21 protein-coding genes are annotated in these 25796 nt (G+C 62.3%); 8 read left to right on the top strand and 13 right to left on the bottom strand.

Annotated features, from left to right (window positions below):
* Positions 1 to 17 precede the first annotated feature (17 nt).
* Genes HLG70_RS00565 through HLG70_RS00555 form a run of 3 tightly spaced genes read right to left on the bottom strand, consistent with a single transcriptional unit; the run spans position 18 to position 2420 of the window.
* Positions 18 to 800 carry an aldolase gene (locus tag HLG70_RS00565; RefSeq protein WP_171667556.1) on the bottom strand — a complete coding sequence of 261 codons (783 nt, stop codon included), beginning with the start codon at positions 798 to 800 and terminating at the stop codon, positions 18 to 20.
* 10 nt (positions 801 to 810) lie between these two features.
* Positions 811 to 1455: a glutathione S-transferase family protein gene (locus tag HLG70_RS00560; protein ID WP_171667557.1), complete on the bottom strand. Its 645-nt coding sequence runs from the start codon at positions 1453 to 1455 to the stop codon at positions 811 to 813.
* A 2-nt stretch (positions 1456 to 1457) separates the two neighbouring features.
* Positions 1458 to 2420 (bottom strand): Bug family tripartite tricarboxylate transporter substrate binding protein, encoded by a 963-nt coding sequence (locus HLG70_RS00555; RefSeq protein ID WP_171667558.1) that lies wholly within the window; start codon positions 2418 to 2420, stop codon positions 1458 to 1460.
* A gap of 674 nt (positions 2421 to 3094) precedes the next feature.
* Between HLG70_RS00555 and HLG70_RS00550 the strand changes: the two genes are divergently transcribed.
* Both HLG70_RS00550 and HLG70_RS00545 read left to right on the top strand, forming a co-directional pair.
* On the top strand, positions 3095 to 3442 hold the full coding sequence (locus HLG70_RS00550; protein WP_171667559.1) for a hypothetical protein: 348 nt from the start codon (positions 3095 to 3097) through the stop codon (positions 3440 to 3442).
* Positions 3436 to 4983 (top strand): hypothetical protein, encoded by a 1548-nt coding sequence (locus HLG70_RS00545; protein ID WP_171667560.1) that lies wholly within the window; start codon positions 3436 to 3438, stop codon positions 4981 to 4983. Before HLG70_RS00550 ends, HLG70_RS00545 begins: the two co-directional genes overlap by 7 nt.
* A 118-nt stretch (positions 4984 to 5101) precedes the next feature.
* On the opposite strand, the gene HLG70_RS00540 is transcribed toward HLG70_RS00545, so the two are convergent.
* A complete protein-coding gene (locus tag HLG70_RS00540) occupies positions 5102 to 5539 on the bottom strand; it encodes a hypothetical protein (RefSeq protein ID WP_171667561.1) in 438 nt (145 codons plus the stop codon).
* A 372-nt stretch (positions 5540 to 5911) separates the two neighbouring features.
* Here HLG70_RS00540 and HLG70_RS00535 point away from each other — a divergent pair, with 372 nt between their 5' ends.
* On the top strand, positions 5912 to 6307 hold the full coding sequence (locus HLG70_RS00535; protein ID WP_171667562.1) for a tripartite tricarboxylate transporter substrate-binding protein: 396 nt from the start codon (positions 5912 to 5914) through the stop codon (positions 6305 to 6307).
* Here HLG70_RS00535 and HLG70_RS00530 read toward each other — a convergent pair.
* From HLG70_RS00530 to HLG70_RS00520, 3 genes are read right to left on the bottom strand one after another with little or no spacing between them, the layout of a single operon-like run.
* Positions 6262 to 7269, bottom strand: coding sequence for a Bug family tripartite tricarboxylate transporter substrate binding protein (locus tag HLG70_RS00530; RefSeq protein ID WP_171667563.1), 1008 nt, complete (start codon positions 7267 to 7269; stop codon positions 6262 to 6264). The two genes, HLG70_RS00535 and HLG70_RS00530, sit on opposite strands and share 46 nt — an antisense overlap.
* Positions 7270 to 7325: 56 nt before the next feature.
* Positions 7326 to 9773, bottom strand: coding sequence for a CaiB/BaiF CoA-transferase family protein (locus HLG70_RS00525; protein ID WP_171667564.1), 2448 nt, complete (start codon positions 9771 to 9773; stop codon positions 7326 to 7328).
* A 33-nt stretch (positions 9774 to 9806) separates the two neighbouring features.
* Positions 9807 to 13124 (bottom strand): acetyl-CoA carboxylase family protein, encoded by a 3318-nt coding sequence (locus HLG70_RS00520; RefSeq protein WP_171667565.1) that lies wholly within the window; start codon positions 13122 to 13124, stop codon positions 9807 to 9809.
* Between the two features lie 272 nt (positions 13125 to 13396).
* Between HLG70_RS00520 and HLG70_RS00515 the strand changes: the two genes are divergently transcribed.
* From HLG70_RS00515 to HLG70_RS00495, 5 genes are all read left to right on the top strand, one after another.
* Positions 13397 to 14326: a LysR family transcriptional regulator gene (locus HLG70_RS00515; protein ID WP_171667566.1), complete on the top strand. Its 930-nt coding sequence runs from the start codon at positions 13397 to 13399 to the stop codon at positions 14324 to 14326.
* A gap of 221 nt (positions 14327 to 14547) precedes the next feature.
* Positions 14548 to 14955, top strand: a complete 408-nt coding sequence (locus tag HLG70_RS00510) for a Zn-ribbon domain-containing OB-fold protein (protein ID WP_234103313.1) — start codon at positions 14548 to 14550, stop codon at positions 14953 to 14955.
* A gap of 31 nt (positions 14956 to 14986) precedes the next feature.
* Complete coding sequence (locus HLG70_RS00505; protein WP_171667601.1) at positions 14987 to 16138, top strand: acetyl-CoA acetyltransferase; 1152 nt, start codon at positions 14987 to 14989, stop codon at positions 16136 to 16138.
* A 23-nt stretch (positions 16139 to 16161) separates the two neighbouring features.
* The gene (locus HLG70_RS00500; protein WP_171667567.1) at positions 16162 to 18249 is read left to right on the top strand and encodes a 3-hydroxyacyl-CoA dehydrogenase NAD-binding domain-containing protein; all 2088 of its coding nucleotides are present in this window, start codon (positions 16162 to 16164) and stop codon (positions 18247 to 18249) included.
* Between the two features lie 137 nt (positions 18250 to 18386).
* Positions 18387 to 19391: a Bug family tripartite tricarboxylate transporter substrate binding protein gene (locus tag HLG70_RS00495; RefSeq protein ID WP_171667568.1), complete on the top strand. Its 1005-nt coding sequence runs from the start codon at positions 18387 to 18389 to the stop codon at positions 19389 to 19391.
* A 63-nt stretch (positions 19392 to 19454) separates the two neighbouring features.
* Here the strand turns inward: HLG70_RS00495 and HLG70_RS00490 are convergent, their stop codons facing one another.
* The 6 genes from HLG70_RS00490 to HLG70_RS00465 form a co-directional block, all read right to left on the bottom strand.
* A complete protein-coding gene (locus tag HLG70_RS00490; protein WP_171667569.1) occupies positions 19455 to 20441 on the bottom strand; it encodes a DUF3616 domain-containing protein in 987 nt (328 codons plus the stop codon).
* A gap of 402 nt (positions 20442 to 20843) precedes the next feature.
* Positions 20844 to 21980: a hypothetical protein gene (locus HLG70_RS00485; protein ID WP_234103312.1), complete on the bottom strand. Its 1137-nt coding sequence runs from the start codon at positions 21978 to 21980 to the stop codon at positions 20844 to 20846.
* 373 nt (positions 21981 to 22353) lie between these two features.
* Positions 22354 to 22728: a c-type cytochrome gene (locus tag HLG70_RS00480; RefSeq protein WP_171667570.1), complete on the bottom strand. Its 375-nt coding sequence runs from the start codon at positions 22726 to 22728 to the stop codon at positions 22354 to 22356.
* 14 nt (positions 22729 to 22742) lie between these two features.
* Positions 22743 to 23969, bottom strand: coding sequence for a sulfite oxidase (locus HLG70_RS00475; RefSeq protein WP_171667571.1), 1227 nt, complete (start codon positions 23967 to 23969; stop codon positions 22743 to 22745).
* A gap of 280 nt (positions 23970 to 24249) precedes the next feature.
* Positions 24250 to 24897, bottom strand: a complete 648-nt coding sequence (locus tag HLG70_RS00470; RefSeq protein ID WP_171667572.1) for a GntR family transcriptional regulator — start codon at positions 24895 to 24897, stop codon at positions 24250 to 24252.
* An 80-nt stretch (positions 24898 to 24977) separates the two neighbouring features.
* On the bottom strand, positions 24978 to 25790 hold the full coding sequence (locus HLG70_RS00465; protein ID WP_171667573.1) for an HpcH/HpaI aldolase/citrate lyase family protein: 813 nt from the start codon (positions 25788 to 25790) through the stop codon (positions 24978 to 24980).
* Between the last annotated feature and the right edge of the window lie 6 nt (positions 25791 to 25796).

Here is a 25796-nt window from a genome sequence, read left to right as displayed (position 1 = left end):
CCCCTGCCCAACCCGCCCTAGCCCAGCACGTCGGGATGGACGCGCAATGCGCGCCGTGCGTAATACGAGAAGCCCACCTGCGAACGCTTGGGCGTCAGGATCCAGTCGTGCGCCTCGCGTCCCAGCGCGGCCGGAATCGGCTGGATCTTGCCCGCCGACATCGCCAGCAACTGCATCCGCGCAGCGCGCTCGAACTGCAGGGCCAGCACGCAGGCCTCTTCCACGGACCCCGCCGCGATCAGCATGCCGTGATGCGACAGGAGGATGGCGCGCTTGGAACCCAAGGCCGCCGAGATGATCTCGCCCTCCTCGTTGCCCACCGGCACGCCAGGCCAGTCCTTCAGAAAGGCCACATCGTCATACAGCGGGCAATTGTCCATGTGCGAGATCTCCAGCGGAATCTCCAGCATCGACAGCGACGCCACATGCAGCGGATGCGTATGGATGATGCAGTTCACGTCGGGCCGCGCGCGGTAGATCCACGAATGGAAGCGGTTCGCCGGGTTGGGCATGCCGCCGCCCTCCTGCACGCGCAGGTCCTCGTCCACCAGCAGCAGGTTGCCGGCCGTGACCTCGTCAAACCCCAGGCCCAGGCGCTGGGTCAGGTAGCGCCCGGGCTCCGGCGCACGCGCCGTGATCTGGCCCGCAAGGCCGGAGTCATGCCCACCGTCGAACAGAATGCGGCAGGTCAGCGCCAGGCGCTCGCGCAGGCTCCATTGCGGCGTATCGAACTGGCGCTGCATCTCGGCCTTCGCCCGCGCGATCAGTTCGTCTTTTCCCAAATGCATCGTATCGGCCATCATGTCTCCGTCATGCCGTTTCCATCAACGGCGTAAATCCCGGCAAGGCGCGCATGCGAGCCAGCCAGGCAGTGATGTGGGCAAAGGCGGACAGCTCATAGCCTCCCTGCTCCGCCATGCTCGTATAGGGGTACAGCGCGATATCCGCGATGGTCGGCGCGGTCCCCACCAGAAAATTCCGGCCCGCCAGATGCGCATCCATCAGCGCCGCCGCCTTCATGCCGATGGCGCGCCACGCAACCATCTCCGGATCATTCACTGCGGCGGTCCGGCGCAGATGGATCAAGAGGCGCGGCTGCGCAAACGCATGCATGTGCTGCGTCTGCTCGAAGCTCAGCCAGCTTGCGACCTGCGCCTGCGCCAGCCGGTCAGCCGGCAGCCAGGGCGTACCCATGGCCAGGTACCAAAGGATGGCCTGCGATTCCGCCAGCCAGTCGCCTTCCGGCGTCAGCAGCGCCGGCACCTGCCGCCACGGATTGATGCACGCGAACGCCTCGGTTTCGAGGTCGCCCTGGACGATATCGAAGGTGCGCCGCTTGACCGGCAGACCCATCAGCCCGCAGGCCAGCCGGATCTTCCACGCATTGCCGGAACGCAGCGTATCCGCCAGTTCCAGCGGCTTGCCCGCCAGGGGATGAAGTGCTTGGTTCGTCATCGTCAGTCCATCTTGATGTTGGCGCGCTTCACGATCTCGGCCCACTTGGCCTTTTCGCCGCCGATGAAGCGCTGATATTCGTCCGGCGTGCCGGTGTACAGCTGCGTGCCCTGCGCCGCCAGCCGCTCCTTCAATTCAGGCGAGGCCAACGTCTTTTGCAACGCCGCGCTCAGCGCCGCCAGCACATCGGGCGGCGTGCCCGCCGGCGCGAAGAAGGCGTTCCAGGAACTGATCTGCAAGGCCCCGTCGCCCGCCTCCGCGCTGGACGGCACCGCCGGCGCGGACGGCAACCGCTTGTCCGACGCCACCGCCAGCGCGCGAAGCTTGCCCGACGCCACATGCGGCATGATGACCGGGCTTGCGTCCATCACCACATCCACCTGCTCGCCGATGGCGGCGTTCACGGCCTCGCTGCCGCTCTTGAACGGCACGTGCACGATATCCACGCCCGCAGTCAGCTTCAGCAGCTCCAGGCCCAGATGCGGCGAACTGGCATTGCCGGCCGACCCGAAGTTCAACCGGGCCGGATTGGCCTTGGCGTAGCTCACGAATTCGCTGAAGGACGCTGCGGGCAGACCTGCGCGCACCGCCAGCAAATAAGGCGACCCCGACACCATGCCCACCGGCGCGAACTTGTCCGCGTCATAGCCGAGCTTGCTATAGATCAGCGGGTTCACGACCTGCGTGCCCACCGTACCCATGAAGATCGTGTAGCCATCGGCCGGCGCGGTGGCCGCCATCTGCGCCGCGATCACACCGCCCGCGCCCGGGCGGTTCTCGATCACGATGCCCTGCCCCAACACATCCCCCATGCCCTTGCCCACCTGGCGCGCCACGATATCCGTGATGCCGCCAGCGCCAAACGGCACCACCAGCCGGATCGTCCGCTCCGGATACGCCGCCTGCGCGCCACCTGTCATTCCCGCCGTCATCGCCAGCGCAGCCACCATGCCCAAGACCTTCATGCCATTCCCCTTGATTGCGCCGTGTCGGCTCTAATGACACAAAGTGTCCTATAGAGCATTGATTTTCCGCAAGGAGAATGTGATTGGGGAAATCCCTGAGCGGCGGGAATAAAGTTCGCTTTTTTTGTTGAAGTTCGCCTTTTGGCTTTGGTGGGCAACGTCTGCTACTGCGCGGACGTCCTCTCCTCTTCTGCGCAGATAGACGGCCTGCAGGTTGAAGAAAGGCGAGTTTCGCAATAGACGCAATTAAATTAGCGCGACAGTCCAAGCCGGCAGATTTGGGATATGCCCGTACGAGGCATTGGGGAGGAGACATGGACGTCTCGTGGCACTCGGCTATTGGGAATTGGCAGAGTAGGAAGCGCAGTGCTTTGTGTGGAAGGTCCCTGTGGCAAGTGGCGCTTCCGGCCAGGAGTGTTCATTAGGCATAGATCGCTTATCCGCATCCCCGGGATCCATATGCCATTCTGGGGAACGACGACCCCGGGGCAAGAACTGCCCGGCGCACTCTACCTGCTGATCTAGCGGTTAAACGGCTGGCAGCACTCCATCAAAAATTCCGGAATTGTCAACCCTCATATTGAGTATGCCTTTGGATGAAAATTGGCATATTTTCAACGGAGGAATGAAGCCGCCAAGACCGGCATCCGCAGCTAGATGCTTAGGAGCAGAATATGGCAGGACAAGTGTCGAACACCGGAATAATGGGACGGACCGTCAAAATTACCACGGCTGCCGTCGGCGAAAGATCTACGGCAACCACTATCAACTCGGAGAAAAAAAACGAGGATGACATTTTCGCCGAACTAAAAAGACTCATCGCCGAGGCCGAAGGGATCCCATCTAAAAAGCGAAACGAGGTGTTGACTCTACTCGAAGCTGCTCAGGCAGAGCCGCCTAAGTCAAAGACTGCAAGGTCGTATATCGAGCGCGCTACTTATATCTTGAAGACAGTAGGAGATTCGGTCAGCTCGTTAGAAAAAATACTAACTGCAGCGTCTAAACTAGCTGAGCTATGTTAGGCGAGCGCGAGCTGGTTGAGGGGCGAGCTGCCACTCGAGAGGCTTGCATCGCAGCTTTGACATCAGCATCATTTCGGCGAATTCTTGGTAGCGTATACAGCAAAAATTATTGCTCGGCGTCACCAACTGAATTCCCAATTGATATTGACTTAGTAAACAGAGTTGCTGCTCACGTCGAAATAATAATTTCGCACAACCTTCGCCGCGCTTTGTATCTTACTATTTATATTGCTGCCGCATTTTACGCAGCTGCGTTGGTTCTTGCGATAATAGTAGGTCAAGCCAACGAGTTTCTAGAAGCGGCACTGAAGTGGCTTGGCCTGTTCTTGACGATAGCCGCAACAATCTGTTTTCCGTATTGCGCCCGCAATCTTGATCGAAAAATTAGAGACGAGCTTCTTCCGATATTTTGGAATGAGTCAGTAGATATTGTTTCCACAAAGCATGCCTTTACAGATCGCCTGACACCGGTCGGCACAAAGTTTGAGTCGCCATCCTTTCCCGTATCTATTCATACGTCCCAAAGAATATTTGTCGGTTTTGGAACAGAGGTCGGAGATTGGAAATTGCTGGTCGACGTGACACGCCCCGCTGCCGGGGACCTTCACGAGTCGTGTCACAAATTCCATCTTGACGATCTTTATGACCATCTTGCGCGGGAACTGGGCGGATTGATGCAGGGATCCAACTGCACCAGCATGAATTATTTTGTCGATGGTCGTAAAGTAACGGATGTTCCTGAGTTATCGCCCCATATCCGCGGAGTTTCGCCGCGTTCGATTAGCAGCAATCTCGCCAAGAAGTGGAGGGAGGCTGAGGCGGATTGCTTAGGCAGGTGTTATCTAACATCTCGTCTAGCCATCGACGGTATGGTTATGACAGTCGCAGTTAGGATCTCAATGACTGGGCCTTATTTGGCGATTGAAGCGCATAGACTTTTACTCCCCCCGATAAAAAGCGAGTGGCGACGAAGCGAGGCATCCGGGAGAGAGCCGGCCTCAGGTTCTATTGATGCGTTGGCTACACTTTTCAGTGCTGGAGCCTATGGGTTAGATGATTCCGATGTGGATGCCTATTTATGGACTTATCGCAGATTGAATCTCCTCGGCCCAATGCCCTTCGGCAGCGACGCGGATGCGTCACATCGGCTGCGAAATTTTCGGCATTGGAATGCGTGGCGCTCATCAATAGATCGATTAAAGAAGAATGGTAAACCGGATTTTGGATGTGCAGGATCTTTTCGAGAATTAGTCGCTGGTGAAAATTTTGAGAACCGTGATCAGGTTGAGACATCGACTCTCTGCTTCCGTATGCTCGACCGGGTTCTTCTCGACGCTCTGCGAAAATTCTTGGAAGATCACTGCGTTTCGACCCGAGACTTTGAAGAGGATCGACAGTCAATTGTTAATTCCGGAATTTTTGTTCAGTACGGAAACTTTGAGGCGTCTAGTGTGGCGATGGGCGCTGGTGCCACCGCAGAATCGTTTTCTAGCACGCCGTCTGTTCAATCCAAGGTTCCCCGAGTTAGGCGGCCGAAATAGATTAGTAATTTCAGTAGCAAGCTGTGCGTGCGTAAGTACCCCTGTTAAGTAGTCACCGGGCACTGCCGATGAATGCGGCAAGCCCGCCGCCGCAAAACCGGACCAGACAGACGGGTCTTCAGCGATACCCTTGCGCCCCGCAACTGACTTGCCCGGTATCTGATTTCCGGCAATAGGCGGCGCCGTACTCGCCGACCTGCATTTCCGTCCTGTCGTTCTGCGCGCCAGGCGTACGATCGGCAGGCGGCGCGTTGGCATTGAACATTTCACGCTGGTGCAGTTGAGTGCGTGTCGATTGCTCCTGTTCCGCCTGGCGCTTGCGTTCGGTATCGGCCAGAGACTGGTTAAATTTCTTGCTGAAATCGGCGTCTCGCGCGGAACTGCTCAAACGCGCTGGCTCGCCGCCTTGGGGCCTGCCGTTGCGGGCCGGATTATTCTGGGAACTCTGCAGGCTCTTACGGTCTTCAGCCGTGAGATTGTATTGAGCCTGTGCGATATTACCGGTCAGCGCACCCAGGCCAAACAGCGCTGCCAGCCCAAACACGTACGGTTTCACGTATGGCCCCCCGAAAGATCCTATTCCTTGAACATGCTCGGAACCTTGGTTTGTTCAGAGCCGTGCGCAGAATCGCCCCGGGTTTCCTAGACACCTAGTTGCCTCACAATTGAGGCGATATGGGGGTGTGTATGGAAGGCAAGACATCCGGCAGCAGCGGCTCCGAAGTCGCTCCATAGCAACATAGACCTCACCGACGAACTGAGGAGCAATGCGCTTCGTTTTGGGAAGGGCCTATGTGGCAGGAGCAGAACTTAAGCTCTGAAGTTCACATCGCCTCGCATTAATAGCAAAGTTGGCAATGGGGAGCGCGGATTCGCGTTCCGTCCGGTTCACACATTGACACCAGCAGCCTGACCACAGAATTTCGACATGGTCCTCAGCAAAGGGCCGCTCGTGCTGTTGGTCAACCCCGACTTCGAAGCCAGGAACGTCGGGCAGCTCATCACCCTGGCGCAGAAGCGCCCGGCTGAAGTCGCATTTGCGTCTTCGGGAAACGGACAGGCGACCCATCTGGCCGCAGAGCACTTCGCCAACATGGCAGGCGTCAAGCTGCGCCACATCCCTTACGAAGGCAGCGCCCCGGCGCTCAATGATGTGATCGCCGGCCACGTCCCCATGGCGTTCGATGCATTGCTGTCCCGCATGCCTTTGGCCAAAGCGGGCCGGCTGCGCGCAATCGCCGTCACCGGCGCGCAGCCGGCCTCCGCGCCGGCCCACCCTCAATCGATGACGATGTTCTCCCGCTTGACGACGAGAGAAAGCTGATCGACTTCATGCCCGATGCGCGTGGACAATTCCTTCGGGTTGCGCATGACGACGATACCCTGCGCACTGAGTGAGGTATTGGCAGCGGGCTGCTCCATCGCGCGCTTGGACTGCTCGTACAAGGTGTCGACGATCTGGGCAGGCGTGCCTGCCGGGGCGAACAGGCCCAGCCAGAAAGTGACATCGATGTTCGGATAGCCTGCCTCGGCCATCGTGGGGATATCCGGCATTTGGGAAATCCGTTGCTTCTGCGTGACTGCCAGGGCTTTCAACTTTCCGGCCGCCACTTGCGGTGCGCTGGCCAGCGTATCGAAAGACGTGTTCACCTCGCCCGCCATGACCGCCATGCTTGCTTGCGAGGCCGACTTGTAAGGGATATGGGTTGCCTTGAACTGGGCGTCATTGCTCATTTGCGCAAACGCCAGATGGGCCAGGTTGCCTTGGCCTCCCGACCCATAGGTGAGCTCGCCCGGATTCTTCCTGGCGTACTCAACCAGATCCTTGACCGACTCGATGGAGTGCTTCTTGGCCCATTCGGGGTTGACGTTCAGAATGAACGGCGCGTCCAGTACCAGGGCGATGGGAGCGAAATCCTTGGCCTTGTACTGGGAGTTCTTGTAGATCAAGGGATTGACGGTGATGCTGCTGCTGTTGGTGGCCAGCAGCGTGTATCCATCCGGCGCCGAACGGGCCACCTCGGCCGCCCCGATCGATCCATTGGCACCGCCCTTGTTCTCCACGATGACGGGCTGCTTGAGCGTCTTGGACAAAGAATCCGACAGCAGGCGAGCCATCGTGTCCGTGATCGAACCGGCCGGGAACGGCACGATGATCTTGATGGCTTTGGTGGGCCACGCTTTGTCCTGCGCGAACGCGGCAGTAGACCCCAACCCCAATGCCGAAGCCACGGCGAGGTGCGCGGAAGTGATGAGGAAGTTACGACGGGAATCGGATGTAGTCATTGTTTGTCTCCACGAAAATTTAGATCTTGTGCATTGCATCGTGCTTGCGGGGCTTGTCAGGCCACCTTCCTGGTTGCGGTGTTTCCTATGATTCCGTCTCGCTCCAGCGTCTGTTGCTGATCCACGCTCATGCCCAGCACGCGCGAAAACACATCGCCATTGTGCTGCCCGAGCGTAGGCGCCGGACGCACCGCCGCGACCGTAGCGGCCGGCTCCCTGAACCAGGGCGTGGTCGTCAGAAACTCGCCGATATAAGGGCGGGAAGTCTCCTTGAAAAAATCACGGAGCCTGAGATGCGGGTCATCGAGCACCGTCCATACCGGCTTGACCTCTCCTGCGCTGATGCCGGCCTGCTGCAGTTCAACCATTGCGCTTTGCGCGGAGCGCGCGCGGGCCCATGCGTTGATCCTGCGGTCTATCTCCTCTTGCCGGGTCCGCCGGCCTGCCGCCTTCTCCAGAGCAGGGTCCAGGGCAAGATCAGCCGCCTGCATGACCGCCAGCAATGCCTGCCATTGCGCATCGCTCGTGATGCTCACCACCACCCAGGCGTCATCGCCCGCGCACTGGTAAATCCCCTGCGGGGCATGTAGAGGATGCGCATTGCCGCTGCGGGGCGCGGTGGTGCCGTGCACGGACTGCTCAATGACGAACGGCGCTGTCATGGGCAGCATGCATTCCACCTGGGACAGGTTGACGTGGCGCCCCTTGCCCGAGCGTTGCTGCACGAACAGCGCCAACAACGCCGCCGCCCCCCCGTTGAAGCCACCCACCGGATCACCATAAGCGTAGGAGGTCAGCGCCGGTGGGTTCTGCGCGAAACCGGTGTGATGCGGCAGGCCGCTAGCCTGCTCCAGCGTGCCGCCATAGGCCCTGATCGTGCTCCATTCATTGCCCGACCCGAATGCCGGCATGGATACCATGACCAATCGCGGATTGACCTGGGACAGCACGGCATAGTCCAGCCCGAGTTTGGGCAACACCTCGGTCGAGTAGTTCTCGATGACGATATCGGCCTTGGCCACCAGATCGAGCAGGACCGCACGTCCTTGAGCACGGGTCAGATCGAGCGTGATGCCCAACTTGTTGCGGTTCATCAGCGCAAAGTTCGAGTTCTTTTCGTACAGCTTTTCCTGATAGAACTCATCGGTGTAATGCGTGCCCCGCCACCAGTCCGGATAGCGCGTGCTTTCAACCTTGATGACTTCCGCGCCAAAGTCCGCCAGCGTCCTTGCCGCCAATGGCCCGGCCCAGCCCATCGTCAGATCTACCACCCGGATTTTGCGTAAGGGCAGCGCGCCCGGCGCAGCCCTGGCCAAGCCGGCGGCCGGAGTCAGACTTTCCGCTTCACGATAGCTGGGGCCGTCAGCGTCCAGGAGCGCTGCCTTACCGCCCGGCAAAGGCCCCGCATCGCCCATGGGCAGCGGAACGACCGGCCCCTCGAATTCGGCTGCCCCCGCCTTGACGGGAACAAAAGCGCCGCGTTCGCGATGCACGCCTTGTTGAAGCAGTTCCGCCATGGTCGGCACGATGACAGCGGGGAATTTCTCCTTGCGCAGCACATCGAACCATTCCTCGGCTGTCCTGGCGCGCAGACTGGGAATCAGGAACGCATCGATTTCGTCCGCATGGACGATACGGGTCGGCCCGCTCGCAAAGCGCGGATCCGCAGCCTGATCCGGGTGGCCGATGGCGGCGCACAGCGCTGCCCATTGCGGGCCGGTATGGGCGAACAGCCCAATCCAGCCCTCCTTTGTCTCGTAGATGCCGGCAGGATGCGTCGTGCAGAACCGGTTGACGCCCAGCCGAGCCAAGGGATGCCGGCCATCCTGCACCATGCCGGCTTCCATCTCCACCAGTGAAAACGCAATCTCATGGATGCTCAGCATGTAACGCCGGCTGCCGTCGGATCGGCCCAGCAACGCGGCGGTCGCGCTCGAGAATGCTGCGACACCGGCGGCAATGGCGGTCTGAATGTCGTGCGGCAGATGGGGGGGGCCCTGCTCCGCGCCACTGCAATACACCGCGCCGGCCAGGGCGCGGCACACGGCCTCGGTTCCCGCGAAACCACTGTAAGGCCCGGACTCGCCGAACCAGGTCAGACATACTTCGATCGGCGCATTGCCCTGGCCGTCATTGCCATCGCCAGCGTATACAGGGCGCTTCAGAACCTCCAAGCCTTCGTCCAGGGCCCGGGCGTCGAGAATTACATCGCATGTCCGCGCGATCCCTGACAGCCACGCGGAATCCGCGCCTGTCTTTCTACGATGGGCCACGCTGCGCTTGTTGGTATTGAGCCAGGCATGCAAGGCGCTTGCGGGCTCGCCATCGGCCTCGTTCAAAAGGGGCGGCAGGCGGCGCAGCGTGTCGCCGTCGGCGTCCTCCAGCTTGATGACCTCAGCGCCAAAATCCGCAAAAAGCTTCCCGGCATAAGCCACTGCCGCTCCGCAGCCGATTTCCAGCACGCGCAACCCGGCGAAGGCGAGCCGGCTTTCAGATGTTTGCATAGTCGCTACCTGTTCCAACGGACTTTGCCTCGATTACCAGGTATCGACAAAGGCGCGGCGGGCCCGGCCGGCGCGCAAAGATGCCGACGCGATGCCTTGGCGTATCCACGTGCGGGTCTGCGCGGGATCGATGACTGCGTCGATCTCCGTCGTGGACGCGACATTGATGGCGTGCCCGCGATCGTAGGCGCGAGCCACCAACTGGTCGTAAAGCGCCTGGCGCTGCGGCCCGTCGGGGACGTTCTCGAGTTCCTTCTTGAAGCCCAGCCGGATGGACCCTTCCAGGCCCATGGGGCCGAATTCGCCCGTTGGCCACGAAACCGCGCAACTGGCCGAGCGAAAGCCCCCGCCGGCCATAGCCATGGCTCCCAGACCGTAGCCCTTGCGCAAGGCAATTGCCAAGATAGCGACCCGCAGCTTGGCCGCGACCACGAACATGCGCGACACATGCCGGACTTGCGCCTTGGCCTCTTCCTCCGGCCCGACCATGAATCCCGGAGTGTCGATCAACGAAATTATGGGCAGACCGTGGATATCGCAAAGATTCATGAAGCGTGCCGCCTTGTCGGCCGCATCGGCATCGATGGCGCCTCCCAGGTGATGCGGATTGTTGGCGATGATCCCTACAGGCTGCCCTTCCACACGAGCCAGGGCGGTGTGCATTCCCAGGCCGAACCCCGAGCGCAGCATCAATACACTGCCTACGTCGGCAATGCCTTCGATGACCTTACGGCTGTCGTAGACACGCAAGCGATTCTCCGGCACCACATGCCGGAGGTGGCGCGGGTCGGGCGCCACCCAGTCCTTGGTGCGGCCCTGGAACATGGACAGATAGTGCTTCGCCGCCGCGACCGCCTGCGCCTCGTTGTCGACCAGGATGTCGATCACGCCATTGGCAAACTGCACCGGCGCGGGGCCGACGTCCTCTGGCCGGAAGATGCCCAGTCCTCCGCCTTCGATCATCGCCGGGCCGGCCATGCCGATATTGGCGCTTTTGTCGGCGATGATGACATCGCAGACCCCCAGAAAGGCGGCGTTGCCCGCGAAACAGCGTCCGGAAACAATGCCGAGCAAAGGCACTTCGCCACTGAGTTCGGCCAGCGCGGCGAACGACGGCTGATACAGCCCGGATACGAAGGGAAAATCGACATCGCCCGGCCGACCGCCTCCGCCTTCGGCGAACAACACCGTCGGCATTTCGTCACGGCGGGCACGTTCCACCAGCCTGTCGGTCTTGATGTGGTTGCGTTTGCCTTGCGTGCCCGCCAGCACCGTCGCGTCATAGGCCATCACGGCGGTCAGCGACCCGTCGTAGCCGAATGCGTCGCCGTTGACGTTGCCAATGCCGGTGACAATGCCGTCCGCTGGCGTGTTGGCGATCAGGTCTTCCTTGCTGCGGCGGCTGGCCTGCGCGGCAATGACCAGTGCGCCAAACTCCACGAACGAGCCTTCATCGCACAGATCGTCCACGTTCTCCCGTGCGGTGCGCTGCCCTCGCGAACGGCGCTTTGCCACGGCCTGCGGGCGCGCGTCATCATAAAGCGACGCATGGCGATCGAGAACGGCTTGCAGGTCAGGGCGCACGGCATCCAGATCGATCGCGTCTGTCACGACCTCGGTGTCGACGCCACTCGATTCCTGTTCCAGCAAGACCAGGATCTCGCCTTCGAGCACATTGCCGCCACTGGCGGCCGGCACCTCGACGACCCTGCCATTGAAATCGGCGACGACGGTGTACTCCATTTTCATCGCTTCGATCACGGCGATGGGTTGGCCCTTGAGCACGAGAGCGCCTGCGCTCACGGAGACCTCGACCAGGCGGCCGCTCAACGGCGCGCGCGATGCCGAGAGCCCTTCCGGCACCGCGGCCTGCACTGCCTGCGGCAGGTTGGCCGCCGAAGCACTGCGCCCCCCCGAATCCCCGATCAGGCTGTCCTTGGCCTGCTGCTCTTGCGCGTACTGCTCGGCCGCTGCAAGCAGTTCCCCGAGGATGGCCTCGATGTAGCGCGTATGGTTGCGCTGCGACAGGAAGTCCTCCCGGGCCACGAGCGCCTGCAAAAGATGGATATTCGTCGCTACACCGGCAATCCGGAACTCGGCCAGGCAGCGGCGCAAACGCCGCACCACGTCCGAGAAGTCGTCACTGGCGCTGAACACGATCAGCTTAGCCAGAAGCGTGTCGAACGCCGGGGCGGGCGAGTACCCGCTGTAGGCGTGGGTGTCGACGCGCACCTCGGGGCCGGCGGGCGGCTCGAAACGCTCCAGCCTGCCGTGTGCCGGGCGTGCCATGCCCGTGGCGTCGGTCGATTCTGCATTGATGCGGAGCTGAATGGCATAACCGTTCAGCCCCGGGGGGTTGGTCGGGTCCACGCCCAATTCGGCCAGGCGCTTTCCCTGCGCGACACCGATCTGCAAGTTCACCAGATCCACGCCCGTGACCTGCTCGGTAATCGTATGTTCGACCTGCAGCCGGGGATTGGCTTCGATGAATACAAAGTCCGTCTGCACCCCCTGCTCGTTTTCTTCGACCAGGAATTCAAAGGTTCCCAGGCTGCGGTACTCCACCTTGGCCGCCATTTTCTTTGCCGCGGCAAGAATGGCGGTGCGCAGAGTGGCGCTCAGCACCGGGCTGGGCGCGATCTCGACCACTTTCTGAAAGCGGCGCTGCAGCGTGCAATCCCGATCGCCAAGCGCGACCACCGACGCACCATCGCCGGCGATCTGCACTTCGATATGACGCGCGCGATTGACCAGACGCTCCGCGTACAGCGCGTCCACACCAAAGGCCGACATTGCTTCCGACCGGCAGCGGGCATAGAGCTCGGCGATATCGGCTTTGGACTTGACGACGCGCATCCCGCGTCCGCCGCCTCCGCCGACCGCCTTGATGACGATCCCGACCCCGCCCTGCTCGTCGAAGAACTGTTCGACGTCCTCCAGTGAAGCACCGCCCGGCGTGGCGGGCATGACGGGCACGCCGCATTCGCGGGCCAGTTGCAAAGCGCGGCCTTTGTCTCCGAACAGAGCGAGGTGATCGGCGTTCGGGCCGATGAACGTGATTCCCGCCGCATCGCAAGCCATGGCGAAATCCGCCCTTTCACTCAGGAAGCCATACCCCGGATGGATGGCATCGCAATGCTCGGCCCTGGCTGCGGCAATGATGGCGTCGATATCGATATAAGCCGCCGGACCAGAGCCGGTCAGCGCAACCGAGGTATCCGCGAGAATTCGATGCCTCGAGTTTGAATCGTCCTGGGAGTACACCGCGACGCTTTCCAACCCGAGGTCGCGCACGGCGCGAATGGCTCGCACGGCGATTTCGCCACGGTTGGCAACCAACACTCTCTTCATGGTGATCCTATGTCTCTGCTCTAACTCTTATGCTCAAGTCCCGAAGCTGCTGCCCGTAGCCATTGCATGTTCCTGCCAGACGAGGCGCGCCTGCGGGCAGGCGCCGAAAGGCATTAACATGGAAATGGATACGCGCAACCGCCGCCCAGCTTGATCCGGTGGTTGTCGTTAACTTGGTGAGGATGGTAGGTGTCGTGCAACAGCCACACAATTCACATTTTTCTCTGACCCCTATAGCCGTTCGGCATGTGTCTCGATAAAAGCAGGCGGAAATGGAACTCAGGCAGTTAAGAACGGTTTTGGCGATCGCGGAAACCGGCAGCCTCACCAAGGCGGCGGAACTGCTGCACGTCGTGCAGCCCGCCCTGTCCCGACAGCTGAAACAGCTGGAAGACGAACTAGGCACTCCGCTTTTCGAGCGCAACCGGCTCGGGATGGTGCTGACCGTGCCAGGCCGCCGGTTTGTCGATCAGGTGCGGGTTTCCCTTAAGGGGCTCAATGAAGCCCGGGCCGACATCGGCGCCGCAAAATCGGATCTTCTTGGCACGGTGTCCATCGGCATGCTGCCCGGCCTGGCGGCCGCGCTTGCCGGCCCGCTCGTCATAGCGCTGCAGCAGCAGTATCCCAATCTCCGCGTGCGCATCGCCACCGGCTTTTCGGATTTCCTGCAAGAGGGCCTGGAGGGCGGCAAGCTTGATATCTGCCTCATGGGCGACTATCTGCAATCCGAACTTCTGCAGACCTCGCCCGCTTATTCCGAGCCCATATACGTCCTTGGCCTGCCGGGATCCGGATTGTCCGAGGACGCCCCGATGACGCTCGAGGCCGTCTCCAGAATGCCCATGGTGGTTCCGGAAGCGCGCAGCTTGCGCAACGTGATAGACCGGGCCTGCACCATCCTCGGCGTCAACCTGAATCTGGTTGCCGAGTCGGACAGCACTGCGGTCATTCTCGATCTGGTGTTACGCGGCGTCGGCTACACCATCCTGCCAGTCATCCCCATCATGACGATGCTGGCCGAAAAGCGCATCGAAGGCGCTCCCATCATCAGCCCCACGCTGCAACGCACCGTGATCATCGGCACCGCCGTCCTGAACCGCAACCCTCGCATCGTCAATGCGCTGCATGCCGAGCTGATCCGCGTGCTCGAGCCCTACATCAAACAGTTCGACCACGTCGGCGTGCGCTGGCTGGCTGACTGAATACACCCTCTGCGCGCGAACCCGGCACGCACCGGGCCACGGCCGAGCTATGCTCAATCGCTATGCCCCTCGTCAAAATTAGTTAATTGTCCCGAGACGGCCCGCCCCCCTAACATCATTCGAGCGTCGTGGCGTCGCCAGCAGACAAGCCATGCACCCAACGGGTGTATGTCCCGTCCGCCTGCCGGCCGGCTGCGGCCAAAGAATCTTGGGAGGCGAATGTGCAGAATTCCTCTAACAGCACACACACAGCGGGCGACGAGGCAGTCGGCCCGGAGCAGTACTTCCAGCGCATGCTCGAACAAGGGCAGTTCATGATCCAGCGCTGCGAAACAACCGGCCGCGCCGTTTTCTATCCTCGAGCCATCTCCCCTTATGGCGGAGGACGCTTGCGCTGGGAAGCCGCCAATGGCGGCGGCACCATCTACTCGACCACCGTCGTGCGCCAACGCCCCGAACGGGGTGGGAACTATTGCGTCGTCCTGGTGGACCTTGACGAAGGACCTCGCCTGATGAGCACCGTTGTCGATATGGAGCCCCTGGCGGTGACGATCGGCATGCGAGTGCGTGCGCAAGTTCGCCGCCAGTCTTCTGGCGTTCCGCGCGTGGTGTTTGTGCGCGCGGACTGACCGCGCCACGCATGATAATTGGAATGATTTGATGGCTACTAGTACAAGAGGGGCCTCGGCGATTGTCGGGATCGGCACCACGCCTGGCTGGAACAGCCCCGGGTTCTCGGCTTTGGATCAACTCGGCATCGCCGTTCAGGCGGCGGCGGCCGATGCGGGCATCGGCGTGGACCAGATCGACGGCTTGTTCACGTCCACACTGACGCATTTCATGCCCGCCCTGTCCGTGGCGGAGTACCTCGGCATCCATCCGACCTATATGGATGGCACCAACATCGGCGGATCCTCATTTCTGGCGCACCTGTTGTCGGCCACGCTTGCCCTGCAAGCCGGGCTTTGCAAAGTGGCCTGCATTTGCTATGGGTCGAACCAACTGTCGGCGGGCGGCAAGCTGACCACCCTGACCGAACCCGCACCCTGGGAGGCGATGTATTCGCCGCGCAACCCCATCAGTGGCTACGCCTTGGCGACCGCGCGCCACATGCACCAGTACGGAACCACGCGCGAGCAGTTGGCCAACGTCGCGGTCGCCGCGCGCCAGTGGGCGCAGCTCAATCCTGCCGCGCACGAGCGCGGCCCTCTGAGCATCGCCGATGTTCTGGATTCCCGGCCCATATCCGATCCTCTCACGCTGCGGGACTGCTGCCTGGTGACCGACGGCGGCGGAGCGATGATTCTCGTCGCCGCGGAGCGCGTGCCGGAATTTTCCAACACGCCGGCCTATGTTCTGGGTGTCGGTGAGGCAACCACGCATCGCCAGATTTCGACCATGGAAGACCTCACGGTCACCGGTGCCGCGCAATCCGGCCAACGCGCTTTCGAGATGGCGCGCGTCGCGCCACAAGAGATCGACGTCCTGCAGCTCTATGACGCGTTCACCATCAACCCGATTCTGTTTCTTGAGGACCTGGGTTACTGCGCCAAGGGCGAAGGTGGCGCGTTCGTGGCGTCAGGCGTGACCGCGCCCGGTGGCGCACTGCCGGTCAACACCAACGGCGGCGGCCTGTCCTGCAATCATCCGGGCATGTATGGCATTTTCGCGGCCATCGAGGCGGTCCACCAGATCCGCCGCTCCGCAGGCGCCAGACAGGTTGACGGCGTCGATCTGGCCCTGGCCCACGGCAATGGCGGCCAGTTGGCCAGCCAGGTCACGGCGATTCTCGGATCGCGCGCCACCCTGTAAACGCTGAAACCGCGGACACAATCATGAGCAGCACGCAAGTCGTCACCTACCATCTTCAGGCCGACGTGGCCTGCATTTCAATCGACAACCCGCCTGTCAATGCGCTCTCTCAGGCAGTGCGGGCGGGGCTGAAATCCGCCATCGCCGCCGCGCAGACCGACGCGAGTGTCAAAGCAGTGGTCTTGCTGTGCAAGGGAAAGACTTTCTTTGCCGGTGCCGACATCAAGGAGTTCGCCCTCCCTCCCCAGGAGCCTAAGCTGGCCGATGTCATACAGTGCCTGGAACAAGCGCAAAAACCCGTGATCGCGGCCATACACGGAACCGCACTGGGCGGCGGGCTCGAGGTCGCGCTCGGCTGCCACTACCGCATCGCCACACCGGACGCCCGCTTCGGCCTGCCCGAAGTCAAGCTCGGCCTGTTGCCCGGCGCGGGAGGAACCCAACGCCTGCCCCGCCTGATCGGTGCGGCCGAGGCATTGGAGATGATCGTCGACGGCAAGCCGATCTCGGCCCAACACGCGCTGCGCATCGGCTTGGTGGATGAGCTCGCCGAAGCGGATCTGGTGAACGCGGCATTGGCCCTGGCAAGACGGGTTCAGCACGAAGACCTGGCGCAGCGAAGAGTGAGCGCCTTGGCTGCCCCCGAGGCGGATTCAGATCTCTTTACTGCTGCCGAACAAAGCCTGCGGCAACGACGCCGCGGCTATGAAGCGCCGCTCAGTTGCGTGAAAGCGGTGCGCGCGGCCGTGGAACAACCCTTTGACCAAGGGTTGCAGATCGAGCGCGCCTTGTTCGACGAACTGAAAGCATCGCCACAGTCACGCGCACTGCGCCATGCCTTCTTTGCCGAGCGTCAAGTGCACAAGCTGCCGTTTGCGGCCAAGGCCAGGTCCGTCAGCCGGGCGGCGGTGATAGGCGCCGGCACGATGGGCGGCGGCATTGCGATGTGCTTCGCCAACGCCGGCATACCCGTGGTGCTGCTGGAGAAAGACGCCCAGCGCCTCAGTCAGGGCTTGGCGCGCATCGAAGAAAACTACGCCAACTCCGCTCGGCGCGGCCGGCTCGGCGCAGGCGACGTCGCGCAGCGACTCGCATGCATACAGGGCAGCACACGCTTCGAGGATCTGGCCGACGTGGATCTGGTCATTGAAGCGGTGTTCGAGGAAATCGGGCTCAAGCACGAGATATTCAAGACGCTCGATCTGGTCTGCAAACCCGGCGCCATCCTGGCCTCCAACACCTCTTACCTGGACATCGACAATATTGCGAGCGCCACCCGGCGGCCCCAGGACGTGGTCGGGATGCACTTTTTCAGTCCCGCCAACGTCATGCAGTTGCTGGAGAACGTGCGCGGCTCCGCCACCTCTGACGAAGTGTGCGCCACCGTCATGGAAGTGGGCCGCCGCCTGGGCAAAGTCGCCGTGCTGGTGCGATCCTGCGACGGATTCGTCGGCAACCGCATGTTGAGCAAGCGTACGCGCGAAAGCTATTTCCTGCTCCAGGAAGGCGCCTCGCCCTTTCAGATCGACCGTGTCCTGCGCGACTTCGGCCTCCCGATGGGGCCGTTCGCCATGGCGGATCTGGCAGGCCTGGACGTGGGCTGGCGCAATCGCCAGAGCCGCCTGCAGAACCTGACGCCGCGCGAGCGCGAGTGCGACATGCTGGACCGCATGTACGCCGCGGGCCGGCTGGGCCAGAAGACCCAGGGTGGCTTCTACGACTATGACAGTGACCGCAAGGCCACCCCGTCACCTGCTGCCGAAACACTGGTCGCCGCACACCGCGCCGCCTCCGGCCGACAAGCGCGGCAGATCTCCGACCAGGAAATTCTGGAGCGCTGCCTGTACTCCATGATCAACGAAGCCGCCTATATCCTGGAGGAGAATATCGTCGAACGCGCCTCCGACATCGACGTCGTCTGGCTCAAAGGTTACGGCTTTCCCGTCTACCGGGGCGGCCCGCTGTGCTACGCGGACCAGATCGGTCTGCCTGCCATCCTGGCGGGGCTGCGCAAGTACGAAGCCGAGCACGGTTCCCAATACTGGAAGCCGGCCAATCTCATCGTCAGGCTCGCTCAGGAGGGGCGAGGATTTCACGATGGCCCTGCCTGAAGCCGCGCACACGCACTAAGAGAGAGCACGTCAACGGTGTCCCCAAGGGATGCAGGCACGGTCGATACCTGACCTGCGTGGGCAGCGGACCTGGCATATACAGAGGTTTTGATAAATACAACAAAACGGAGACAAGCGTGTCTGACAAGCAACTGCATCGCATCCCTTTGGGCCGCAACTTGGCCGCCATCATCATCTGCGGCAGCAGCGCCCTGCTCGCGTCTGGAGTCGCGGCTGCCGCCGATTGGCCCGACGGCAAACCCATCACCATCGTCGTCCCGTTTTCGCCTGGCGGTTTCACGGATCTGGTTGCGCGCCGCTACGCTCAGGACCTGGGCAATGCGTTGAAGACGACCATCGTGGTTCAGAACAAGCCCGGCGCCAGCGGTCAGATCGGCACTGCCCTCGTCACGCGCGAGAAACCGGACGGCTACAACCTGCTCGTCACGGCCACGCAGCACGTGATCTATCCCGGCCTGCAGCCCAACCTGCCCTACGACCCGAAGAAAAGCTTCTCCAACGTGGCCATTCTGGCTTACGCGCCTAACGTCCTGCTGGTGCCCGCCAAATCTCCCATCTCCAACGCCAAGGAATTCACGGCCTACGCCAACAAACAACCTGGCGGTCTGGCTTTCGGCTCCAGCAGCGTGGGCGGCTCGGCGCACATGTCCGGCGAACTCTACAAAATGGTCGCCGGCGCCAATCTGCGCCATATCCCCTACAAGGGCGCCGCGCCTGCCGTCACCGACCTGATAGGCGCGCAGATCCCGGCGGCATTCCTGGACGCAACATCGGCAGCCGCCTTCATTCGCTCGGGCGACGTCAAAGCCCTGGCCGTCACCTCAAAAGACCGCCTGCCCAGCTTGCCCGATGTCCCAACCGTCGCCGAATCCGGCTATCCGAGCTATGAATCGCAGGCCTGGATAGGCCTCTTCGGCCCCGCCGGCATGCCGACACCCATCGTGCAGAGACTGAACCAGATCGCCATCGACAGCGCCAACACCGAAGCCAACATCAAATGGCTCAACGACAACAATGCCACGCCGGCCAAGCTCTCGCCGGCACAGGTCTCGGGCTTCGTCGACGCCGAGCTCGACAAATGGAAAACCGTCATCGACAAGGCGCACGTCACGGTCCAATAGCACGGTGAGGCGCTCGCAAGCGGGCGCCGCAAACCTACGGCTGCTCTCGCGGAGGGTCCGCCGCTAGGGTATGCGTACGCGCAGCGCACGGAACTGCTGTTGCGCCTTGGCCGCGGAGCCGCAGGCGGCCTCGGGCTGTTTCGAGCCGTCGTCGCTCAGGAGATCCACCTCCTTGAACCCGGGCACCGGAAGCAGTGCTTCCGGAAAGTAGCCCGCAGGCAACTCGAACGCCATCTTCGGCGGCTCGGCAGGATCACCGGACCAACTGAAGAGGGCGAAGGTGCCGGTGTCGGCGACGGGGCCACCGACAATCATGTACTCGTTGCCCACCTTATCGATGCTGCGTACGCCGCGTCCATTCAAGTCGACGAGGATCGGGCTGCCAAACCTGGCTTGGCTGCCGTGTGTCACCGCCGCAGGGTTCGTCAGCGGCACGAGAGGTGCCTTGCCTGATACCAGTGGGCTCCGGAAGCCGATCAGCAGGCTGTCGCCCGTCCAGGCCGCCAGCCCTTCAATGTTCAGGCCACCAGGCCGCTCGGGTGGCGTCTTGGCGGCGTCACTGAGCTTTAGGTCCTTCAGCTCAGGAGCGGCGATCATTGCCTCCAGCAGGCCCGTGTACGGTTGTTCGTGCGGAACAAGGGTAGGCGCGGAGCCTGATTGGACGACCCGCGTGGCAAAGAACAGCTTGCGCCACTCCCGGGGTTTGCCGGACTTCGGGAGGCTGTGCGAGGTGATCCAATAGACGATGTCGCCCAGTCTCGCCCCGCCCTCGACGTCGGAGGCCTTGTCGCCTGTCTTCAAGAACTCGGCGACGTCGAGCCCGGCACCAGAGGGCTTGGACTGGCCGCGAGTATAGATAAGCAAAGTGTTGCACTCATCCTCGGCCACCACGAAGTGACGATCGTCGAGCATGACTGCCGCCGAGGCTTCGGCCATGCCGTGGTAGGCGGTCTCTGCCACGGGCTGAGCGTTGCACTGGATGGCCAGGATGGCCAGCACCGCCGCCAAACTGCACATCCATCCGGCTGGTCCATCTCTTCTTGATTTCATGGAACCTCCCCGCTCGCGAACCTGGGATCGAGCAAGCCTGTGCGAGCTGGGAAAGCTCGACGTGCATCCCACCGGGCCGTTCTGAGAAGTACCCTCCAGTAGAGTCATCGACGTCGAAGGACCACGAAAAGACGCTGGAATTGGCGACCATGTCGATCGCCTTGAAGTGCGGGTGTACCCGACTGTTTTTTGGCGCTCACCGTACGGATGTACCGAATTGCCTCTCGGCCACATGCAAAGTGAGAGAGCACATTTTTATCTTATGCACGGTATCCGAGCAAGTTATCTCCATACGCCAAATGGAGTATTGGCGCCGCTTTCGACGATTCGGACGCGCACCGGGCCTTCGCCTTCAGAAAAGGAGAGGGTGGACTCATCAAAGTTCGAAATCCCCGATCGCGATCAGCGCGCCGCGCCTATCTGCAGCAAGGTGAATTCACGCCGCATATGGCGGTTCATCACCTGGGACAGAACTGGGTTTCCGGCATTCTCCGCCTTTGGCGACGTCAGGCTGACGACTGCCGCACACAGCTTGCCGGCCGCCACCGTGCGCCCGGAAACCTTGGCTTCCACCGCACCGGCCATGCTTTCCTTCCAGGCTGCACCGATGCCGTCTACGGCCTGCCTGGCGGTGGCGCAATCCGCGTAAGACAGGGACATCACGACCGCGGGCAGGTTGTCGATCTGGGCATCCGCAATGATCCCCGAGAAGTAAGGCGGGATACCGCGTCCAGTCGCTTCGACCGCTGCTTTGAGATTTTGCTTTGCGATATCGATATCCGCATTCGCGGAGAGCAACACCTTCGCCGGATCAACAGCGGCAAGGCCCATGACAGGGGATATGACCGCGGCCTGCACGATTTGGCCCCGGTCCGACGGCACCCCCTCCTTCAAGCCGGCAACAGAGGCTGCCACGACTTCACTGTCCGCAACCGATGGCGTGGGCTGAGCCAGTATTTTCATTCCCGTGGCCGACGATGCCTGGATCAAGGCCGTATCGAGAGGCAGGACAAAGCTTGCCTTGCCCATCATCCCTCTCCACGGATCCTTGGGGTTGGCCTTTTTCATATCCATCTTGCCGGCGCCGTCGTTTGCGATAAGGCCTGAAACGTCGCCATCGACCGCAGCGAAGTCGGTCTGCTTGAGGCTGGCAACCAACTTCCCTAAGGATTCTTTGTCCTTCAGCCCCCAATAGCTGATATTGAGCGGAGCCTGGCCAAAACCGGCGAAATAGGAAAGCGCATCGAAGGAGATTTTCGCGTTTGCCGACCACTGGTCCAGACCATACCCGATGGATTCGAGCGGGCGGATCGGCTGCGCAATGGCCAGTCTCCGCATGCCATCAGCCGACGGCCCGGATTTTTCCAGTCCCCGCCAGACTTGCGCGTCCAGAAAGAATATCTGCATCGCTTCGGGGTTGGAAAGCACCACCTGCGGTATCTGCTTCAAGGCCTGTTGCAACGATTGGGTGCTGTCTTGTGCAGCGACGGAAGTACCAAATCCCGCCAGCAAGCAGAGGGCAAGAGCCTTCAAGCGCATCAAATTTCTCCCTTTTCCTGATTCGTTCGCCGTTTGTGCGATACCTGTCCGGCAAGTCGATCAAGAAATGCGTCAAGACTTGCCCTAGCCATTCGAGATGGGTTGTTGCCCAATTTCGGGGACATAGCAGGATCGCAGGGCGATAGTACCTTAGTGCTCGATGATCGACGCCGATGCGCGCAATCGCGCAGACGCCGATCCATGAGCGGCGATGGCGCTGCACCAGGCCATTGCCCGCCCATGGGGACTCAGTGGTGCCAGTCGCAGGCCGCGGAAGCGGCCGTGCACCCCTGTTATGCGCCAGGCAAACCCGTCTGTGCGCTTCTGCTCAGCCCCTGGAGCCATATCGTCATGCCGCCAACATCACTCACGGCTACTGCGCACCGCCGGTGACGCCAGATACATACTTCGCCAGGGCCTGCACATCGGCATCGCTTAGCGCATCGAAGGCCGGCATGACGCCGATGCCGTTGCGTACGGCCTGGGCCACGCGGTTGGCGTCCGGCTTCAGTTCATCCAGGCTTGGGCCGATGGTGCCCGCCGCGCCGGCGTCGGCCAAGGTGTGGCACACGGCACAGGCCGGTGTCGTGGCTTGCATGAATAGCGTGCGGCCGGCTTCGACATCTTTCGGTTCCGCCGCACATGCCAAACCGCCCGCCAGGGACAACAGGCCCGCCGCCGCGGCGGACAAGAGCCGCCACCTGGCCGGGTGGCGGCGCGCAGCATGCCGCAGCAACGTACTGTCCATCGATGTCGCCACGACTAGGACACGTTGACCGTCAGGCCGTGATCGCGCCAACTGCTGTTGACATAGCCGTCCACGTTTTCAACCCGCGCTTCCACCTGCACATTGCCTTCAGAATCTTCGACCCGGCTCACCAGCATATGCTGCCCGGCGGACAAGTCGACGGGCAACGCAAACTGACGCCACGCGTACTTGCCCAGGTCCGGTCCGATCAGCGCAGCCTGTTTCCAGGTCTTGCCTCCGTCGATGGAGACGTCCACCTGCTTGACCGCATGCATGCCGCCGAAGGCCACGCCGCGCACCATTGCGCGTCCGGCCTTGACGGCCTGGCCGTCCGTTCCGGGGCTGGTGATCCAGGACTTGGGCTCCATGCCCCAGACCGAAGGATTGTCGGGGCCCGGCTTGACGCCCATCGGCGCCAGGCGATAGCTGGTCTGCTGGATTTTCGCGGGGCTTTGTTCGGCAGTGAAGGCCAGCCGTTTGATGTACTTGACGTTGTTCACGCCGGTGTAGCCTGGCACGATCAGCCGCAGCGGGCCGCCATGGGCCAGCGACAGCGGCTCGTTGTTCATTTCCCAGGCCAGTATGGCGTCCTGCATCGCCTCGCGAGGCACCGAACGTTCCACCACCAGGGTCTTGGGGTCCAGGCCTTCGGGCAGCGGTTCCCCGCCCGTGCCGGTCATGTAGCCGGGCGTGCCGTCCACGCCGCCCAGGTATTCGACCAGGGTGCGAACCGGAATGCCCGTCCACATGACGCAGCCGGCCGCGCCGACCTCCCATGGCGTGCCGCTGGGCTTGTGGGGAAAGAACTTGCGGCCATTGCCGGAGCATTGCAGCACCGTGGCCAGCGTCTCCACGCCCAGTGTCTTGAGTACGCCCACGGTCAGTGTGCGCGGCTGTTTGACGCCCAGTATTTCCACTGTCCAGGCATCGCGGTCGTCCAGGATGGACGCGTTGGGCGGCGGCAGGTTGTTGCGGACGTAGAGCTGGCGCGATGGCGTGATGACGCCGTCGCCAAACGCGCTGCGCCTGGTCTCGATGGTGTTGGCGGTGTGCACGATGACGCTGTCGGCGTCTTTCCAGGCCGCATACGGCGGCAGCGGCTTGGCCGCCGTGGCGGCCGGTTTGGCGGGGGGATCACTGGCGCGCGCGATGATCGGGGCGCCCAGGCCGGCGGCAGCCAGGGCGCTGGCGCTGCCGGCCAGCAGGCGGCGCCGCGCGGGGTTGTTGGGGGATGTCTCCATGGCATGCCTCTCTGGTGGCCGCGCTATTGCGCAGCGGACGCGGCGCTGTGCTTGTCTTGGCCCGCCGGGGAGCGGGCTTCTGCATCATCGGCAATACCCTTCTTTATGTCAACAGGTTCTAAAGAACTATAGATTTATGGCCTGTTCAGATATAAGAATTTCGGATATCACTTTGCGCTGCGAGTCATGGACCAGTTGCGCGTGGCCTCCCCGATCCGTTCCGGCAGACCATCCCGCAGCGCCGATTCGGCTGCTCGGTCTGGACTGTCGGCGCGCGCGATCAGTCCGCTTGTGCGGACTCGCCCAGCGACTTCAGCACGGTCCAGCCGGACTCGATGTGCTTGCGCATGGCCAGCATGGCCGCGGATGCGTCGCCGGAGGCGAACGCCTGCAGGATTTCTTCGTGTTCGCGCACGGCGTCTTCGCCGCGCCCGGAGGCCGAGTTGATCAGGTCGAACGGGTAGCGCGCCCACAGGATCTGCACGAAGTGCAGGGTCTGGGGCAATTGGGCGATGTCGTAAAGCTGGCGGTGAAAGCGGTAGTTGATGCCGCGCGCGGTGGCGCGGTCGCCGGTTTCAAAGGACTGGGCAAATTCATTGGCCAAGACACGCAGTTCGGTGATGTCTTTGGTGGTGATGCGCTCGATCGCGGCGCGGACAAGCTGCGACTCGAGCAGCAGGCGCAGTTGCAGGATCTCGGCCGATGCGCCGGCGTCGAACGGAACCACGCGCGCTCCGCGGTAGGAATCGCCGCTGATGTAGCCTTCGGCTTCCAGCAGTTTCAGCGCTTCGCGCACCGGCGTGATGCTCAGCCGCAGCTGTTCGGCGATCTCTGCCTGCTTCAAGCGCGAACCACGGGGAAATACGCCCGAGATGATGCGCTCACGCAGATAATCCGCGACTTGTTCCTCTTTTGTTCGGTATTCCATTTATTAAGCCTGAGTGGCCCGGACTTGCCGGAAAAACCTGCTTACAGGCCGCGAAGCCCCCATGGGGCTGATTCTAACCGTTAAGCCATGGTGGCCCCGGGGGATTCCGCCGCAATGCGCCGCGCCTGTTCGACCACCGGCTTGTCGATCATTTTTCCGTCCACGGCGGTGGCCGCCCCCTGGCTGGCGTCAAAGGCGGCAAGCACTCGCCGCGCCCAGTCCTGCTCGGCGGCGGTCGGCAGATAAGCGGTGTTGACCGCCTCTACCTGGCGCGGGTGGATGCACAGCTTTCCGCCAAACCCAAGCTGCCTGGACCGCGCGGCGTCGGCGCGCATCCGCTCGGGATCCGTGAACTCCAGGCTGACGCCGTCCACGGGCGCGGCCAGTCCGGCATGACGGGACGCCAGCACGATCCGCGTGCGTATGGAAGTCATCGCATCGCCCGTGTCGGAGATACCGCTGTCGGCCGCGAAATCCACACTGCCGAAGGCGATGCGCGACAGGCCCGGCAACCGCGCAAGGGCCTGCAGGTCCATGTAGCCGTCCACGGTTTCCAGCAAGGCGATGACCCGGCGGCCCGGCAGCGCCCGCAAGACCTGCGCGAGCGACGCCGCATCGGCCTTGGGCAACATGAGGCCCGCGCCCGGGGCCTCGCGGACCGCCGCCAGGTCGTCCTGGTGCCAGTCCGTATCGGCGGCGTTGATGCGGACATAGGCCTGGCCTCCGGCAGCCAGCCAGGTGGCCGCGGCGGCACGGGCCTGCGCCTTGGCGCCCGGCGCCACGGCGTCTTCCAGGTCCAGGATCACCTCATGCGCGCCACTGGCGATGGCGCGCGCGTAACGCTCGGGCCGGTCCCCCGGGACGAACAGCAGGCTGCGGGCGGGACGGTTCATGGGCGC

Source organism: Achromobacter deleyi (assembly GCF_013116765.2).
In the GTDB taxonomy this organism is placed as follows: domain Bacteria; phylum Pseudomonadota; class Gammaproteobacteria; order Burkholderiales; family Burkholderiaceae_B; genus Achromobacter; species Achromobacter deleyi_A.
This window is presented reverse-complemented; position numbering and strand designations above follow the sequence as displayed.

What these genes read in the sequence shown, in the direction of transcription:
- HLG70_RS00565 (WP_171667556.1), bottom strand. Translation starts at nt 800, where the DNA reads ATGGCCGATACGATGCATTTGGGAAAAGACGAACTGATCGCGCGGGCG.
- HLG70_RS00560 (WP_171667557.1), bottom strand. Translation starts at nt 1,455, where the DNA reads ATGACGAACCAAGCACTTCATCCCCTGGCGGGCAAGCCGCTGGAACTG.
- HLG70_RS00555 (WP_171667558.1), bottom strand. Translation starts at nt 2,420, where the DNA reads ATGAAGGTCTTGGGCATGGTGGCTGCGCTGGCGATGACGGCGGGAATG.
- HLG70_RS00550 (WP_171667559.1), top strand. Translation starts at nt 3,095, where the DNA reads ATGGCAGGACAAGTGTCGAACACCGGAATAATGGGACGGACCGTCAAA.
- HLG70_RS00545 (WP_171667560.1), top strand. Translation starts at nt 3,436, where the DNA reads ATGTTAGGCGAGCGCGAGCTGGTTGAGGGGCGAGCTGCCACTCGAGAG.
- HLG70_RS00535 (WP_171667562.1), top strand. Translation starts at nt 5,912, where the DNA reads ATGGTCCTCAGCAAAGGGCCGCTCGTGCTGTTGGTCAACCCCGACTTC.
- HLG70_RS00530 (WP_171667563.1), bottom strand. Translation starts at nt 7,269, where the DNA reads ATGACTACATCCGATTCCCGTCGTAACTTCCTCATCACTTCCGCGCAC.
- HLG70_RS00525 (WP_171667564.1), bottom strand. Translation starts at nt 9,773, where the DNA reads ATGCAAACATCTGAAAGCCGGCTCGCCTTCGCCGGGTTGCGCGTGCTG.
- HLG70_RS00520 (WP_171667565.1), bottom strand. Translation starts at nt 13,124, where the DNA reads ATGAAGAGAGTGTTGGTTGCCAACCGTGGCGAAATCGCCGTGCGAGCC.
- HLG70_RS00515 (WP_171667566.1), top strand. Translation starts at nt 13,397, where the DNA reads ATGGAACTCAGGCAGTTAAGAACGGTTTTGGCGATCGCGGAAACCGGC.
- HLG70_RS00505 (WP_171667601.1), top strand. Translation starts at nt 14,987, where the DNA reads ATGGCTACTAGTACAAGAGGGGCCTCGGCGATTGTCGGGATCGGCACC.
- HLG70_RS00500 (WP_171667567.1), top strand. Translation starts at nt 16,162, where the DNA reads ATGAGCAGCACGCAAGTCGTCACCTACCATCTTCAGGCCGACGTGGCC.
- HLG70_RS00490 (WP_171667569.1), bottom strand. Translation starts at nt 20,441, where the DNA reads ATGAAATCAAGAAGAGATGGACCAGCCGGATGGATGTGCAGTTTGGCG.
- HLG70_RS00485 (WP_234103312.1), bottom strand. Translation starts at nt 21,980, where the DNA reads ATGCGCTTGAAGGCTCTTGCCCTCTGCTTGCTGGCGGGATTTGGTACT.
- HLG70_RS00480 (WP_171667570.1), bottom strand. Translation starts at nt 22,728, where the DNA reads ATGGACAGTACGTTGCTGCGGCATGCTGCGCGCCGCCACCCGGCCAGG.
- HLG70_RS00475 (WP_171667571.1), bottom strand. Translation starts at nt 23,969, where the DNA reads ATGGAGACATCCCCCAACAACCCCGCGCGGCGCCGCCTGCTGGCCGGC.
- HLG70_RS00470 (WP_171667572.1), bottom strand. Translation starts at nt 24,897, where the DNA reads ATGGAATACCGAACAAAAGAGGAACAAGTCGCGGATTATCTGCGTGAG.
- HLG70_RS00465 (WP_171667573.1), bottom strand. Translation starts at nt 25,790, where the DNA reads ATGAACCGTCCCGCCCGCAGCCTGCTGTTCGTCCCGGGGGACCGGCCC.